Annotated in this window: 17 protein-coding genes; 12 read left to right on the plus strand and 5 right to left on the minus strand. The window is 38.1% G+C overall.

Translation table 11 applies throughout. The annotated features are described in order from the left end of the window. Positions 1–240 precede the first annotated feature (240 nt). The gene (locus ACR65M_RS14390; protein ID WP_341329862.1) at positions 241–1,296 is read left to right on the plus strand and encodes an AbrB family transcriptional regulator; all 1,056 of its coding nucleotides are present in this window, start codon (positions 241–243) and stop codon (positions 1,294–1,296) included. A gap of 752 nt (positions 1,297–2,048) precedes the next feature. On the opposite strand, the gene ACR65M_RS14395 is transcribed toward ACR65M_RS14390, so the two are convergent. Further along, complete coding sequence (locus tag ACR65M_RS14395; protein ID WP_440273651.1) at positions 2,049–2,525, minus strand: DinB family protein; 477 nt, start codon at positions 2,523–2,525, stop codon at positions 2,049–2,051. A 162-nt stretch (positions 2,526–2,687) separates the two neighbouring features. On the opposite strand from ACR65M_RS14395, the gene ACR65M_RS14400 reads away from it, so the two are divergent. The 3 genes from ACR65M_RS14400 (at position 2,688) to ACR65M_RS14410 (ending at position 5,495) form a co-directional block, all read left to right on the plus strand. Continuing rightward, complete coding sequence (locus ACR65M_RS14400; RefSeq protein ID WP_341329863.1) at positions 2,688–3,332, plus strand: LytTR family DNA-binding domain-containing protein; 645 nt, start codon at positions 2,688–2,690, stop codon at positions 3,330–3,332. A 227-nt stretch (positions 3,333–3,559) separates the two neighbouring features. Beyond that, a complete protein-coding gene (gene scpC / locus ACR65M_RS14405) occupies positions 3,560–5,071 on the plus strand; it encodes a succinyl-CoA:acetate CoA-transferase ScpC (RefSeq protein WP_440273652.1) in 1,512 nt (503 codons plus the stop codon). 145 nt (positions 5,072–5,216) lie between these two features. Further along, positions 5,217–5,495 carry a hypothetical protein gene (locus tag ACR65M_RS14410; RefSeq protein ID WP_341329865.1) on the plus strand — a complete coding sequence of 93 codons (279 nt, stop codon included), beginning with the start codon at positions 5,217–5,219 and terminating at the stop codon, positions 5,493–5,495. A 36-nt stretch (positions 5,496–5,531) separates the two neighbouring features. On the opposite strand, the gene ACR65M_RS14415 is transcribed toward ACR65M_RS14410, so the two are convergent. Beyond that, positions 5,532–5,987: a DUF2269 family protein gene (locus tag ACR65M_RS14415; protein WP_341329866.1), complete on the minus strand. Its 456-nt coding sequence runs from the start codon at positions 5,985–5,987 to the stop codon at positions 5,532–5,534. A 180-nt stretch (positions 5,988–6,167) separates the two neighbouring features. On the opposite strand from ACR65M_RS14415, the gene ACR65M_RS14420 reads away from it, so the two are divergent. Then, positions 6,168–6,596 (plus strand): YbaN family protein, encoded by a 429-nt coding sequence (locus tag ACR65M_RS14420; RefSeq protein WP_341329867.1) that lies wholly within the window; start codon positions 6,168–6,170, stop codon positions 6,594–6,596. A 45-nt stretch (positions 6,597–6,641) separates the two neighbouring features. Here the strand turns inward: ACR65M_RS14420 and ACR65M_RS14425 are convergent, their stop codons facing one another. From ACR65M_RS14425 to ACR65M_RS14435, 3 genes are all read right to left on the minus strand, one after another. Continuing rightward, positions 6,642–6,983, minus strand: coding sequence for an ASCH domain-containing protein (locus ACR65M_RS14425; protein ID WP_121446816.1), 342 nt, complete (start codon positions 6,981–6,983; stop codon positions 6,642–6,644). Positions 6,984–7,246: 263 nt separating this feature from the next. After that, positions 7,247–8,146 carry an ABC transporter permease gene (locus ACR65M_RS14430; protein ID WP_341329868.1) on the minus strand — a complete coding sequence of 300 codons (900 nt, stop codon included), beginning with the start codon at positions 8,144–8,146 and terminating at the stop codon, positions 7,247–7,249. 9 nt (positions 8,147–8,155) lie between these two features. Continuing rightward, positions 8,156–9,073, minus strand: coding sequence for an ABC transporter permease subunit (locus tag ACR65M_RS14435; RefSeq protein ID WP_341329869.1), 918 nt, complete (start codon positions 9,071–9,073; stop codon positions 8,156–8,158). 242 nt (positions 9,074–9,315) lie between these two features. On the opposite strand from ACR65M_RS14435, the gene ACR65M_RS14440 reads away from it, so the two are divergent. From ACR65M_RS14440 to ACR65M_RS14470, 7 genes are all read left to right on the plus strand, one after another. Next, a complete protein-coding gene (locus ACR65M_RS14440) occupies positions 9,316–10,149 on the plus strand; it encodes a basic amino acid ABC transporter substrate-binding protein (RefSeq protein ID WP_341329870.1) in 834 nt (277 codons plus the stop codon). Between the two features lie 70 nt (positions 10,150–10,219). Next, positions 10,220–10,876, plus strand: a complete 657-nt coding sequence (locus tag ACR65M_RS14445; protein WP_440273653.1) for an amino acid ABC transporter permease — start codon at positions 10,220–10,222, stop codon at positions 10,874–10,876. Continuing rightward, on the plus strand, positions 10,873–11,595 hold the full coding sequence (locus tag ACR65M_RS14450; RefSeq protein ID WP_341329872.1) for an amino acid ABC transporter ATP-binding protein: 723 nt from the start codon (positions 10,873–10,875) through the stop codon (positions 11,593–11,595). Before ACR65M_RS14445 ends, ACR65M_RS14450 begins: the two co-directional genes overlap by 4 nt. Positions 11,596–11,766: 171 nt before the next feature. Further along, the gene (locus tag ACR65M_RS14455; protein ID WP_341329873.1) at positions 11,767–12,303 is read left to right on the plus strand and encodes an HD domain-containing protein; all 537 of its coding nucleotides are present in this window, start codon (positions 11,767–11,769) and stop codon (positions 12,301–12,303) included. A 115-nt stretch (positions 12,304–12,418) separates the two neighbouring features. Further along, entirely contained in the window at positions 12,419–13,042 is a 624-nt protein-coding gene (locus ACR65M_RS14460; RefSeq protein ID WP_341329874.1) for a TetR/AcrR family transcriptional regulator, read from the plus strand. 19 nt (positions 13,043–13,061) lie between these two features. After that, positions 13,062–13,946: an ABC transporter ATP-binding protein gene (locus tag ACR65M_RS14465; protein ID WP_341329875.1), complete on the plus strand. Its 885-nt coding sequence runs from the start codon at positions 13,062–13,064 to the stop codon at positions 13,944–13,946. A 6-nt stretch (positions 13,947–13,952) separates the two neighbouring features. After that, a complete protein-coding gene (locus ACR65M_RS14470) occupies positions 13,953–14,663 on the plus strand; it encodes an ABC transporter permease subunit (protein ID WP_440273654.1) in 711 nt (236 codons plus the stop codon). Positions 14,664–14,723: the final 60 nt, after the last annotated feature.

Genomic DNA, 14,723 nt, shown 5'->3' on the forward strand with positions numbered 1-14,723 from the left:
AGAACAATCAACTTTATTCAGTAGAAGTCTCTTTTTCTTTATGTGTTGAGATGGATGTAATCCCAGAAGAGAGGGTTCAATCCATTGCTGAATAGAGTGAATGCCTCCACTGAATGCCACTTTTTTCAAAGGGAAATTTTCGATCAGTAAGATCAAAGACTAAGAACGCCACGTCCTGTGGGCAAAAAAATCGGATGCAAATACGCCATGGCGCATTTGATTGAGAAAGGTCGAATATATATGAAATTTTCACAGAAGAAAGGCTTAATAGAGTCCTATATTGTAGCGGGTACGGGGGGAATGGTGTTTTATTTATTACATTTTCCGATCCCGTGGATACTCGGGCCGATGACCTTCATGATTCTATACAAAGCCATTACACATCGAACAATGGTTGTTTCAGTTCGCCTGTACAATGTTGGACTTGCGACACTAGGAATCTACTTCGGATTGTCGTTTACTAAAGAAACCTTTATTACGGTCTATCCATATATTATCCCGTTTTTAATAATGACGATATTGCTATTGACCGTCAGTGTGATAAACAGCATTTTTGTGACTCGATTTATTAAAATTGACCCAATGACAAGTGTATTTGGCTCGATTCCTGGGGGACTATCCGAAATGGTTGCCGCAAGTCATTCGTTAAAAGCAAATTCTGCAATGGTAACGATTTTTCAAACGGTTCGTTTGTTAACGGTCGTGTTCATGGTTCCATTTATTGTGACGCATTGGTTCATAGCAAGTGTTGGAAATCCATATGAAGTCACAAAAAATCTCAGCAGTGTACCTGTTTATGCATATTTATGGTTCAGCATAGCTTTAGTAGCAGGGTGGTTGCTTCGAAATAAGCTTCCAGCGGCGTTTGTTATTGGCCCACTTGCAGTAACGGTATTACTTGGTGTAGTGGGAGTAGGGTTACCACCCATTCCACCCTGGTTACTAATACTTGCTCAAATCACCGTTGGGATGAGAATGGGGAATAATATCAATCTAAGAGATTTAAAGATTGGTGGAAAGTATTGTGGAGTTTACTTCACTCTCACGCTTTTATTACTCGCATTCTCATTTGGATTTGGTTATCTATTTGCCATATTGTCAGATTTAGATATACCAACTGCTTTACTGAGCTTTTCACCTGGAGGATTAGTTGAAATGGTATTAACCGCAACCGCAATAGGTGCAGATCCAGCAGTGGTAAGCTCATTACAGCTTATTCGACTATTATTCATTATTTTAATCGTTCCGAGCTTTTTAAAATGGATGTTTAAAAGAAGGGAAAAAGTAGCTGCATGATAAAAGAGGCAATTCAAACAAACATTTGATTGAAGTTGGGAACCTTTGTGTACCAAGGGATGTAAGTTAAACGGGCGTTTGAAGAGGGAATTTGTAGTTTCTTGAAATTCTGTAAGCAAAAATTCAAACAAACGCTTGATTGAAAATTGAATCCTTTGTGCCCCAAGGAATAGACCGCTAAACAAACGTTTGATTGAAAAAGATTATGTCAACTAGAATGAGGTTTTACCACTGTAAGTGGAATATTGGAGAAGTGGTGCCTTTCAAAAAGGCATAGAACACTATGAATATCCTAGAAACTGGAAAGTGGTATCACTCGGAACGGCTTGGAGTATCATCACCGTCCTATAAACTGAAAATTGATATCACACCAAAAGACTTGGAGTACCACCAACGTCCTATTAACAGGAAAGTGATGTAACTCTGAAAGACTTGGAGCACCATCACCGTCCTAATAACTTGAAATTGGTATCGCTCCGAAATGCATGGAGCACCATCAACATCCCAAAACCCGAAATTTCATAGATTTCAAAGTGGCTTATGGTACCACCATTATCCAACTAACCGGAAACAGGTAGTCTCTAAAAGGGGTTATAGTATCATCACCGTCGTAATTAATGGAAGGTGATGCCACTGTAAGAAGCAATAAAGTACCACAAGCATCCTGAAAATTGACCAACAACGGATCAGCCAAGTGCAGACCAAGACTAAAAAGCCACTAGGGTATCCTAGCGGCCAAACTTAATATTAGATTATGCGCCCCACTCTTCCTTAGATGGACCGTAAACACCAGGGACCCTTAATCCAGCTTGACGCATTAAAATGGTCATTTGTCCGCGGTGGTGAATTTGGTGGGTATTCGTCATTCCAAGTATTACGGCAACAGGCATTGTTTGACCAAACATTTCTTTCATTTCCTTCAATGTTTCATCGTTCCATTGTTCTTTAATCGCAGAAACTAGGTTTTCACTTGTTGTACGGTAGCTATCGGCCATTTCCTTTGCTGATGTTGGAACTGTCTCACCGGCTGCACCATCGAACTGAAGTCCAGTTTGTGAAATAATTTGATGGACGGAAGTCACAACATGCCAAGCAAGTTCACCTAAGGTACGGTGACCAGCTGCAACAGACTGTGATAATGACTCATCTGTTAAAGCATCAAGGATTTTTTGAGTGGCACTACCCTCATAATTCCATTCTTGTAAGAATTCTTCAAGTGTATGGTACATATGTATTCCTCCTATAATGTGATTACCAACATTATACTTGATTCACAAGTAAAAGCCATTTTAAACGCACATGATGATTTTTTTGAAGGATGATGTTTTATCTATGAATTACTTGTAAAATAGAAGAGGATACTAGATTTCTACTACAAAGGATGTTGACGTGTGAAGGATATAACAATTGGCTCACTCTTAGATGTGGTTGGGGAATTGTTCTCCGACGAGATATCAATTGCTGTCTCAAATACAAAAGAATATCTTTATTATCGACCAAGTAAACGAATTGATTTGAAAATTAAACCAGGTGATGAAGTAAAAGAGGGAACCATTGCGTATAAAGCCATTACGTCCAGACAAAAGGCTTCCGAATTTATAAATCGCGACGTATTTGGCATTCCTTATCATGGCATGGCCGTACCTTTTTTTCATGGGGATCAGTTGGAAGGTTGTGTAACGGCAATCTACCCAGCATTAACAGATGGAAAATCGGTCGTAACCGTAAAGTCTCCAGATGGCTGGAAACCCATCCCATTCTCAGAAGTGCTTTACCTTGAGGCAAAAGATAAAAAAACACATGTGTACACGGAAGATTTTTCGGGGACACATAAATATTCGCTTCAGGAATTTGAATATACGTTGCCAAAGGACTCTTTTATTCGCTGCCATCGCTCATTTATTGTGAATGTAAATCAAATCAAAGAAATCCATCCTGATACTCATTCTACATTTGTCTTAGAAATGAACAACGGTGCCAGGGTCCCTGTTAGTCAAAATTACTCAAGTTATTTTAGAAAGTTGCTGGGTTTCTAACTGTTGTCCACCAAAAGATTGAATAGAAATTAGAGGCCTCTTAATTCTGGGAAAAAATATGCCAAAACATATTTGATAATCTAGAAAAAGAACAAATCTTCTGCTTTGGGGGTTTGTTCTTCTTTTTTATCGAAATTTTATGTTCTTTACTCCAGAAATTCCACCCTATGTGGAGAATATAGGTAAAATTATCTTAATATTCAATTTCATAAAGGGGATGGGAGAATATGACTAATAAACTAGATCGCATTAAGGACACCCGTCTACATGACCGTGTTGTAACTCCGGAAGAGGCAGCGGAGTGGATTCAGGATGGTATGACATTAGGCCTCAGTGGATTTACACGTGCGGGCGATGTGAAAGCGGTACCATTCGCGCTTGTAAAACGTGCTGAAACGGAAAGCTTAAAAGTAAATGTATATACAGGGGCGTCATTAGGCTCTGATGTTGATAAATTATTCGCTGAAGCGGGAATTCTAGGTAAGCGCTTACCATTCCAAGCTGATCCAACAATGAGAAAAGGTATTAACAATGGGGACTTTTTGTTTGTAGATCAGCATTTATCTCATACATCAGAATTAATTCGTTCAAATGTGATGGATGTCGATGTTGCAATTTTGGAAGCGATATCAATTGATGAAAATGGGTTAATCATTCCTACAACTTCAATCGGGAATTCTTTAACTTTTGCACAGCATGCTAAATCAATCATTGTTGAAATCAACCTTGCACAAACAACAGAGCTCAAAGGGGTTCATGATTTATATGCACCTGGTAAACAAGGCGAAAGAGAACCTATTCCGTTAACAAAGTCAGATGATCGAATTGGCTTGCCTGGAATTAAAGTAGATATAGGAAAAATCAAGGGAATTGTGTTTACAGATCAAACAGATTCTCCGTCAACAATCGTACCACCAGATGAAGAAACAGAAATAATGGCACAGCATCTTTTAACCTTTTTACGAAAAGAAGTTGAAGCTGGCCGTTTAACAGAGAAGCTTGCACCACTACAGTCTGGAATTGGATCAGTGGCAAATGCGGTACTGCATGGTATGCTTGATTCTGATTTCACAGATTTAGAGGTTTATTCTGAAGTATTGCAGGATGCGGTATTTGACTTAATGGATGCGGGCAAAGTAAGCTTTGCTTCCTGCTGTTCCATAACCTTATCAGAAGAAAAGATGAAAAAAGTGTTTGGGAACTTTGACAAATATCGTGATCGTTTGATCATGCGACCACAAGAGATTTCAAATCATCCTGAAATTATCCGACGTCTCGGACTTATTTCAATAAACACAGCACTCGAACTGGATATATACGGAAACGTCAATTCAACCCATGTGCTCGGTACCAAGATGATGAATGGAATCGGCGGTTCAGGTGACTTTGCTAGAAATGCACGCCTAGCGATTTTTGTTACAAAATCAATTGCAAAAGGTGGAGACATTTCAAGTATCGTTCCATTTGTCTCACATGTGGACCACACAGAGCATGATGTAGATGTCATCGTAACAGAACAAGGATATGCAGACTTACGAGGACTCGCACCAAGAGAACGTGTGGAGCTATTGATTGAAAACTGTGCACATCCAATGTATAAACAACAGCTTAGAGACTATTACCAAGAAGCACTTACACGAGGTGGCCAAACACCACATGTATTAGAAAAGGCATTCTCATGGCATACAAACTTTGCACAAAAAGGTACCATGCTAGAAAAAGAATTAGTAGAAGCGTAAACCATAGAGCCGTATAAAGAAGGAATTCTTTATGCGGCATTTTTTTGTGAGAAACCCAGTATCGAACATAGGTAAAAAGGATTATGTCCTACTGACTGTAATCATGGTACGATTAACCAAAAGTGTAACAGAGAAGAGGGGTAGAATGAATCATGTTAAGGCATTTGTGGGTTGCTTTTTCATCGCGGTGTCTGCTTTTTTGTATGCTACAAAACATGTTACGGCTGCGATCATATCTTCAAATATGAATCGTCCAGACGTGAATTATTATGAGGGGGCATTCAAGGTTGTTGGATTCGGCATTAACTTTTGGATAATCGTATCCTTAATTGTTGGGATTGTTATTTTAATAAGCCTCATTACACAAGGAGCTACCTTTCCATTCAAAAAGAAAAATGCACTCGAAGAAAATCCCCACCAATGAAGATGGGGATTTTTATAGAATAAACTGTTATATGATTTAAAAAGGTTTTAAAATCATTAATGCTATGATAATCAAAAAGAGTGTATTTTCGATATGCTCAACTCGAAAAAGCGCCTTTGCTAGAGGATAGTATTCGGCAGGAATATCTTCACCTTGATGTGATTCTAATAAAGCTTTTACTGGCTTTGATTTAGGTGTAAGGGCGAATGGTCCCATCGCTAGCGCAACAAGAAATAGCAATAAGCTTGTCACATACCAGCCCATAGTAAATAGATAAGGATTAATAGCCCCCATTAAAAGTCCAGAAACGAGCAGGAGTATGCCACCGACCATGACAAATATGTGTAATCTATGTCTAATTGCATACGAATGTCTAAGCTCTGTCATCGTATCTCCCGACTTCACAACCGTTGTTAAAATAAAGCCAGGTCCCATTCCGAGGATGGCTGAAAAAATATGTATGAAAACAAGTATTCGATAAACAACATCCATTTTATGGTCCCCCATTTACAACATATTCCACTAATAATGATAGCACTATAATAAAAAAGATAAGTGATGTAACTCACAATTCCATATTCATAATCTTACTATTTTGTGACAGTAGTTTGCCAGTAAAAGATACGTGGTATAATAGGAAAGAAGTCCTTAAATTCTTAGAAAGGGGACAATATGGTGAAAAGTATCACAAAATTTTTATATATTGTATTAGGTTTTATTTTCTTTGGCCTTGGGATAGTAGGAATCGTATTGCCCATCATCCCAACTACGCCCCTGTTACTACTAGCATCATTCTTTTTTGTAAAAGGATCGGAAAAATTTGATCGGTGGTTTAAAGGGACTAGTATCTATAAAAAGCATTTAGAAGGTTTTGTGAAGCGGCGGGAAATGACATTAAAACAAAAGTTAACCATTTTGTTAACCGCAGATGCGATGATCGCAATTCCGTTTATTATTTTGGACAATATTTGGTTGAAATTATTTTTGGTCGCAGTTGTTATTTATAAATACTATTATTTCATCACAAAAATAAAAACGGTAGCACCTGAAGATTATGCATTACACCAGCAAGCGTTTTTTGAAAAAACAGGTCATAAATAGAGAAAACCCTTGTCCACCTCATAATGACAAGGGTTTTTTATGTATTTAGTTCACTTTACTAAACTCATGGACCCAAACTTTCATGTGAGGGAGCCATGGCATGCCAGGATGATAGGAAAGAATTGATTCTTTGTATTCGTCAACAGTATCAAAGCCTTCTCTTTTCGCATCCGCGTCTGTCAACTCACCTAGGGATTGTTCATATACACGGTCAATTTTAAATTGCTGACCTTCGAGAGTCATGATTTCTCCAACATCTGCATATCTACCATTTCGGCGTGTAGCTGTCTTTTTACCTTCTAGTACTTTCTTTATGTCTGACTCCATTGTCACAAGACGATCAATGGTACATGTTTTAGCTGGTAATTCATTATTTGGTGTAGTCATTAACAAGCTCCTTTCAACTTACAGATCTTAATATTATTTACTATACACTTTAACAAGGAATACCATTCTTGACAACTTATGAGGTAGTTCAAAAAGTCGGCCGGAAATGACACATCGAATTTCAGCGTACCTTGCTGCGAAGATGTCAACTCAAGCAGTTGCCACGCTCCTGTACTCGGGAGCTCGCACAGCCTTAAATTACAATGCACAGGACGTGGCGTTTAGTCGACGCGGTCCTTTACACCCTCCGTTTTGAGCACGCATTAGTTTGTTTTTCGATCAAAATACCTTCTCAAGCCTTCCCCTAGAATGGTAAAAGTAAACATCGTAAAGGAAATAGCAACACAAGTCCAAAATGGAATCCAAATAGAGCTAATCATGTCTTTTCTAGCTTGTCCAAGTAACGTTGGCCAGTTAAGACTAGTGTTTATCATCTCACCAACACCATAACTGGTTTGAACAAACACTTGTGAAAGAAACACACCAAAAATACCTAATTGCGCTATTAATAGACAGGTTCTCCCGATATCAATAAAGAAATTGACCATAATTGCAGGATATGTATTGGGTAGAATGTTTCCTAATGCTAGTCGAAGTGGGGAAATGCCGACTGTAATTCCGGCCTCTATATACGGTTTTCTTACAATTCTTTGAGTTTCCTCACGAATAATGTGACTTACTTTTCCAACCTCAATTAATGCTAAAAGTAAAACCGACCACCATAAGCGATTTTCATTCATTACAAGGGCTGGAATAGCCAATAAGAGCAGTGCCGAAAAAATAATCGGAATACTAGAAAAGACATTGTTCCACGTCGTAACAATCCAAGAGAAAGGATTATTTTTACGTGTTGCTAGTAACCCAAGAGGGATGGCTAAACAATAGCGAATAATCACAATACCTAAGATGATTTTTAGTGTATCTTTCGCGCCGACGATGATCACACTTAATAAATCTCTACCTTCATGGTCAGAGCCAAAAGGAGGTTGTTGCCCTGGGGAAAAAGGTGCTTTAAGTAAACCTTTACCACCGTCTAAAAAACGAATTCTACCTTCTTCAATACCTTCTTTAACATACGGTATATGTGGCCCCACAAAAGTAACGAGAAGAAGAATACTTAACATAAATATGCCTGTGATTAAAAACCAATTTCGATTTAACATAAAACACCCCTATTTTGGATCTAATCTCATTTTGAGTACTTGGCTTATCATATGAGCCACCATCACAAGTATCAGAAAGCTTATACAAATCCCAATGATTAGACCACGTTCATCGGCACCGCCACCTGGAGGGATAAAGTTGGTATATCCAATTGCCGAAAACAATCGATAGGCAGCTCCTTGGTAACCTAGTAAATATTCAACAACCAATAGGTTTGATAGAACAAATACCATTATTGATTGCAAATGGCTGGAAACCGTGATTAAGCAGGATCTCATCATATGATTAAGCAACACTTTATTTTTTGTGAATCCCTTAGCAAATGCCACTTGAATGTACGGTTCGCGGTCCTGAGTAAGAAGTGAAACCGACGTGATTCTAGCTACATAAAGCATTGGCGCAATCGATACGAGAATACTAGGTGCGATAAACTTCCACCAGGCTTCCGTTCCCATGATGCTAAAGTCCGGTACATATAATAGTAGAAAATAGCTTAAACAAATGATAATAAAAAAGTCAGGAACTCCTGAGAAGAACCAGGTCGCACCACTTCCTAAAAAGCTCTTTTTTGTATTCGTCCATCGATAGTCAAGAATCCCTTTTATAATTCCGAACACGACACTAAGAATAAACCCAATCAAAATGATTTTAAGACTTCTCGGAAAAAACTTCGCAATTTCATCTTCTGCTGAGAGGGAGGCAAATTTCGTTCCTCCAAGACTTTTATTCTCATAAACATCTTTTAAAAATACACCTACATTCGTTGCATATTCTTTTAAATTAAAATGATAGGAATACTCAACAGTCATTGCCTTTCCGGAAAAATCAATACTAGGTTCGCGAGGGAAAAGTACAAATAATATCACACATAGAAATACACATAAATAAATCGCTAAAATCTTTCCGAACTCTTTCACAACCCCCACAAAAATGTCCTCCTTTTCGAAAATGGCTACTATTCTAAATATATTCGAAATTCCAGTCCGTGTCATCACCGATTTGTCGTTTAGTTAGTTCTATAGTTCTATATAAGGTTCATAAAATGTAACGATACACATTCATCAAAGGGGGAAAATCAATTCTATATTTCTTTTAGACTATCATTGTGATAATATAGTAAAAAAGTTAACTATTAAAAATTTTATAAAAAATGAAAGGGGTTACATATGTGAAGAAAATTACAGTTTTTTTAATCATGCTTGTATTTCTCTTCTTGGCAGCTTGTGGAACTAGTGATACAAGTGAGACCGGCGGAGAAAAAGAAGGAGAAGATACTGGCAAAAAGACACTTAAGGTTATGACAGATGCGGCATACGCACCATTCGAGTTTATGGAAGGTGACAAAATCGTTGGTTTCGAAATCGATGTTCTTAATGCTGTAGCTGAGGAGGCAGGCTACGAACTTGATATTAAACATACAGGTTGGGATCCAATTTTTGTTGAATTAAATAAAGGTTCTTATGATATGGCGATATCGTCAATTTCAATCACCGAAGACCGTAAGAAGGAGTATCTATTTACGATTCCGTTTTTCCTATCAACTAATAAAATTATGATCCCTGAAGATAGTAATATTCAGACAGCTGATGATTTGAAAGGGAAAAAGGTAGCGGTTCAAGCATCGACCACTGGACATTTTGCGGTTGAAAAGGTACTTGGTGAAAAACATCCTGATATTAAAGCATTTGAAAATAATAACTTAGCCATTCTTGAGCTTGAAAGCGGTGGAGCGGATGCAGTCGTAGCCGATAACGGTGTTATTGAATACTACGCTGCGCAAAATCCAGACAAAAAGCTAAAGGTAGTTGGAGACAAAGACACATTTGATGCTGAATTCTACGGCATGATGTTCCCTAAGGGCAGTGACAACTTAAAAGCTGATCTCGATAAAGCAATTGAAGCAATTATTGAAAGCGGAAAGTACACAGAAATTTATAAAGAATGGTTTGGGGCAGAGCCAGACTTAGAAGCATTGAAGGCAGAACAAGAAGCTTCGAAATAAACGAGTGAAAAATTGCGTAACGACTTCATTGTGTTACGCAATTTTTGGCTTATTAAGAGGGGGACACACCATGGATTTTAGGTTGGATATAATCATAGATTACCTTCCCTATTTTGGGAAAGGAGCATTATTAACCATCGGCTTATCAATTGCCGGAATTTTACTTGGGACAATCCTAGGGCTATTTATTGGCATTGGAAAAATGATTCGTAATAAATGGATTGCTCTTCCATTTATGTTTTACGTAACTTTCTTCCGCGGGACACCACTACTCGTCCAAATCTTTTTAGTTCACTTTGGGGTTGTTCCATTATTTTTAGGTGGAACAAACGGAATTGTCGCAGGTGTTATTGCACTTACATTAAACGCTTCAGCCTACATAGCGGAGATTTTTAGAGCAGGTATCCAATCCCTTGACCGTGGGCAAATGGAAGCCGCTCGCTCATTGGGAATGACACATCCTCAAGCGATGAGATATGTCATTATCCCTCAAGCATTTAAACGAATGATCCCTCCATTAGGAAACGAATTTGTTATTCTGATTAAAGATTCGTCCCTTCTTTCGGTAGTAGCGACTCCGGAATTAATGCACTGGGGCCGCATGATGACTGGCCAATATGCGCGTGTGTGGGAACCATATTTAACTGCAGCCTTCATTTATTTGATATTAACTCTTACATTGACAATCCTATTAAACTATCTTGAAAAGAGGTTGAAAACAGAATGATCAAAGTGGACAATATAAAAAAATCTTTTGGAAAGAATGAAGTGTTAAAAGGGATTTCAGTTGATATTCAGCCTAAAGAGGTTGTGGTTGTCATTGGTCCGTCGGGATCCGGGAAGTCTACCTTTTTACGTTGCATAAATTTATTGGAGACCATAGACGAAGGGCATGTTTTTATAGAGGGTGTCGACATTACTGATAAGAAAACAAATATCAATTCAATCAGAACAGATGTCGGTATGGTGTTCCAGCAGTTTAATTTATTTCCTCACAAAACCGTTATGGAGAATATTATGCTTTCGCCATTGATAGTAAAGAAGGTTTCGAATGAAAAGGCGTATAATAAAGGGATGGAGCTACTGAAAAAAGTTGGTCTTGCAGAGAAAGCGGACGCTTATCCGGATTCATTGTCTGGTGGTCAAAAACAGCGTGTTGCGATTGCACGAGCACTTGCCATGGAACCTAGAATCATGCTTTTTGATGAACCAACCTCTGCTCTTGACCCTGAAATGGTTGGAGAAGTTTTAGAGGTTATGAAGCAACTGGCACGAGAAGGAATGACAATGGTGGTCGTGACCCATGAAATGGGCTTCGCTCGTGAAGTAGGTGACCGTGTTCTTTTCATGGATGGTGGATATATTGTTGAGGAGAATCGACCAAAGGAGTTATTTGAAAATCCACAACATGACCGGACAAAAGCATTCTTAAGTAAAGTACTGTAAATGGGGATACCTGGCATCATTTTGTGTCAGGTTATTTTTACTTTATTCCATTGAATAAAGTTAAGCCTCCGGCGGATGCCTCGATTTTTAAAAGGAGAATATTCGGGCTAGCTCGAAAAAAAATCGGGCGCGAATACGCCAAGGCGCATTTGATAGGAGGAGATCAACAACATGGACATGATTGAAAAAGCAATAATTGTTGCGAGTAAAGCACATGACGGGCAGTATCGCAAACTAACGAATATACCATATATTACCCATCCGCTTGGGGTTGGCCTAATTTTAATGAAGATAAATGCGCGGACTGAACTAGTAGCTGCCGGAATACTACACGATACAGTTGAGGATACTGAGTTAACACTTTCTGATATTAGAGATGGCTTTGGTGATGAGGTAGCAGAACTTGTGGACGGTTGTTCAGAGCCAGATAAATCTCTGCCGTGGGAAGCAAGGAAAGAACATACCATTTCATTTCTAAGGGCGGCGTCAGAAGATAACCGAACAGTCGTATGTGCGGATAAGCTGCATAATATCCGGTCGATCATCCGCGATTATGAGGAGCAGGGTGATCAAGTTTGGCGCAGATTTAGCCGAGGCAAGGATAAACAAGAGTGGTATTACCGAAATGTAGCCGAAAGCCTAGGTCATGCCTCGACTTTTCCATTATTAGAAGAACTTAAAAAGGAAATCGATATATTGTTTGGTTAGGAATAACAGCGTCTCAAAGATAATCTTTGAGGCCTTTTTTATTATTGACCAGAGTGGTCAATAAGGGATATAATGGAATTGACCGAACTGGTCAATGTTAATTGGAGGTTTTACCATGCTTTCAAAATTTTTCAACTTAGAGCAAGAAAAACAAGAACGAATCTTGAATGCAGCCACCAAAGAGTTTGCTGAAAAAAACTATGCGAATGCATCAACAAATGAAATTGTTAAGCAAGCGGGTATTTCAAAGGGGCTGTTGTTTCATTATTTTAAAAATAAAAAAGAACTATATCTCTTCTTATATGACTATTATTTAGAGTTACTGGTTAATGACTTATTTGCCAATATTGACCTTGATGAGCCTGATATTTTTAATAAATACCGCAGTATAACATTGATTAAATTTGAACTAATGAAAAAACACCCCGAGATGTTTACCTTTGTAAGACTTGCCTTTGAGGAAGATTCCCCCGAGATTAAGATTGAACTTGAAAAAAGAAACAAGGATATCCTTAAAAGTAGTTATTCGAAGTTGGCTAGTTCGATTGATGTATCAAAATTCAAGGAAGGAATCGATATTCCAAAAGCAATGAATATTATTTTTTGGTCACTTGAGGCCTTCGGTTACCAAAAGCAAGAACAAACAAAAGAGATCCCGTTAGACCAGTTAAATATTGAAGACCTGCTTGAAGAAATGGACGAATATATCGAAATGCTAAAATTAGCATTTTACAAATAATGTAGGGAGGTCTAGATAAATGAATGTCATTGAAATTCAAAACTTAACAAAGATGTATGGAAAGTCGCGGGGAATTGAAGATATTAGCTTCCATGTGGAGGAAGGAGAGATTTTCGGATTTATTGGGCCGAATGGTGCCGGAAAGTCCACAACTATTCGAACCATGTTGTCACTCATCTACCCGACAAGTGGAAGTGCAAAAATCTTTGGGAAAGACACAGTTCAATTCTCGTCTGAAATTAAAAAGGAAATTGGTTATCTTCCATCAGAAGTCTTTTACTATGACAATATGAAAGTGAAGGACCTGCTTAAGTATTCGGCAAGCTTTTATAAAAAGGATTGTTCCAAGAGAATCAAAGAACTGGCTGAGATTATGGAACTCGACCTTAATCGTAAAATTGATGATCTATCTCTTGGAAACAAGAAAAAGGTAGGGATTGTCCAAGGTCTTCTCCATGAACCAAAGCTTGTGATTCTTGATGAGCCAACGAGTGGGCTTGATCCATTAATGCAACAGCGCTTTTTTGATTTGCTAGAGGAAGAAAATAAAAAAGGTGTGACGATTCTTTTCTCTTCCCACATTTTAAGCGAGGTTCAAAGACTGTGTGACAGGGTTGCTATTATCAAAGAAGGTAAAATCGTAACCGTTGAAAAGATTAGTACTTTAAAAGATAACAATTTTAAAAGATTTGTGGTTGAACCATTAGCTCCGATTGAAAAAAGCTATTTTTCAATTCCAGGTGTAAGTGATTTAGAAGTTACTGATAAGAAAATTAGCTTTCTGTTTAAAGGTAATATCAATACAGTAATGGAAAAAGTCGCCGGTATAGAGATTACCAATCTGTCCGTAACAGAGCCAGACCTTGAGGAGATTTTCATGCATTATTACGAGAAGGAGGCCTAAAATGATATGAACGTCTTTTTTCATGAATGTAGGGCCTATCGAAAAACCACGCTCATTTGGACATTGTCGCTCGTTGGAATCATGGTCTTGTTTATGTCGATGTTTCCAACGATTGCAAAGGATATTGAAGATTATAAAAAGGTGTTGGATGGTTTTCCAGATGCAATGAAACAAGCATTAGGACTACAGGTTGATACCTTTGGTTCCGTTCTCGGATTTTACTCCTACGTGTTTGTGTATATTAGCCTTTGTGGGGCGATCCAGGCAATGAATTTTGGCACAGCCATTGTGTCAAAGGAAGTAAGAGAGAAGACAGCTGACTTCTTACTAACAAAACCAATCACAAGAAATACGATTTTAACGGCAAAAGTTTTGGCTGCATTTACTTCCATTCTGTTCACAAGCATTGTATATTTAGTTGCCTCGTGGCTTATGGTAGCTGCAGTTGCAACGGATGAATACAGTACAAAAGCCTTTTTACTTATTTCGATTTCGTTGTTTTTATTGCAAGTCATTTTTCTTGCGATAGGGATTTTCCTTTCCGTTTACTTACCAAAAATCAAATCGGTACTCTCCGTTTCTTTAGGAACTGTTTTTGCTTTTTTTATTATTGGAATGCTTAGTTCAAGTGGTGCTGAATTTAAACGGTATCTGTCTCCTTTTAAATACTTTGATTCGTACTATATGATTGAACACACAAGATATGGACTAACCTAAAATAGTGAGACAATATAAAACACCTCCAAAATGGCAATACTTGAGATAAGTATTGTGACA

It is taken from the genome of Ferdinandcohnia sp. SAFN-114 (assembly GCF_059415045.1).

Excerpts from the sequence above, each read along its gene's own strand:
- ACR65M_RS14415 (WP_341329866.1), bottom strand. The coding sequence starts at position 5,987 with ATGGATGTTGTTTATCGAATACTTGTTTTCATACATATTTTTTCAGCC.
- ACR65M_RS14465 (WP_341329875.1), top strand. The coding sequence starts at position 13,062 with ATGAATGTCATTGAAATTCAAAACTTAACAAAGATGTATGGAAAGTCG.
- ACR65M_RS14450 (WP_341329872.1), top strand. The coding sequence starts at position 10,873 with ATGATCAAAGTGGACAATATAAAAAAATCTTTTGGAAAGAATGAAGTG.
- ACR65M_RS14390 (WP_341329862.1), top strand. The coding sequence starts at position 241 with ATGAAATTTTCACAGAAGAAAGGCTTAATAGAGTCCTATATTGTAGCG.
- ACR65M_RS14430 (WP_341329868.1), bottom strand. The coding sequence starts at position 8,146 with ATGTTAAATCGAAATTGGTTTTTAATCACAGGCATATTTATGTTAAGT.
- scpC (WP_440273652.1), top strand. The coding sequence starts at position 3,560 with ATGACTAATAAACTAGATCGCATTAAGGACACCCGTCTACATGACCGT.
- ACR65M_RS14470 (WP_440273654.1), top strand. The coding sequence starts at position 13,953 with ATGAACGTCTTTTTTCATGAATGTAGGGCCTATCGAAAAACCACGCTC.
- ACR65M_RS14460 (WP_341329874.1), top strand. The coding sequence starts at position 12,419 with ATGCTTTCAAAATTTTTCAACTTAGAGCAAGAAAAACAAGAACGAATC.
- ACR65M_RS14420 (WP_341329867.1), top strand. The coding sequence starts at position 6,168 with ATGGTGAAAAGTATCACAAAATTTTTATATATTGTATTAGGTTTTATT.
- ACR65M_RS14410 (WP_341329865.1), top strand. The coding sequence starts at position 5,217 with ATGAATCATGTTAAGGCATTTGTGGGTTGCTTTTTCATCGCGGTGTCT.
- ACR65M_RS14455 (WP_341329873.1), top strand. The coding sequence starts at position 11,767 with ATGGACATGATTGAAAAAGCAATAATTGTTGCGAGTAAAGCACATGAC.
- ACR65M_RS14395 (WP_440273651.1), bottom strand. The coding sequence starts at position 2,525 with ATGTACCATACACTTGAAGAATTCTTACAAGAATGGAATTATGAGGGT.
- ACR65M_RS14445 (WP_440273653.1), top strand. The coding sequence starts at position 10,220 with ATGGATTTTAGGTTGGATATAATCATAGATTACCTTCCCTATTTTGGG.
- ACR65M_RS14425 (WP_121446816.1), bottom strand. The coding sequence starts at position 6,983 with ATGACTACACCAAATAATGAATTACCAGCTAAAACATGTACCATTGAT.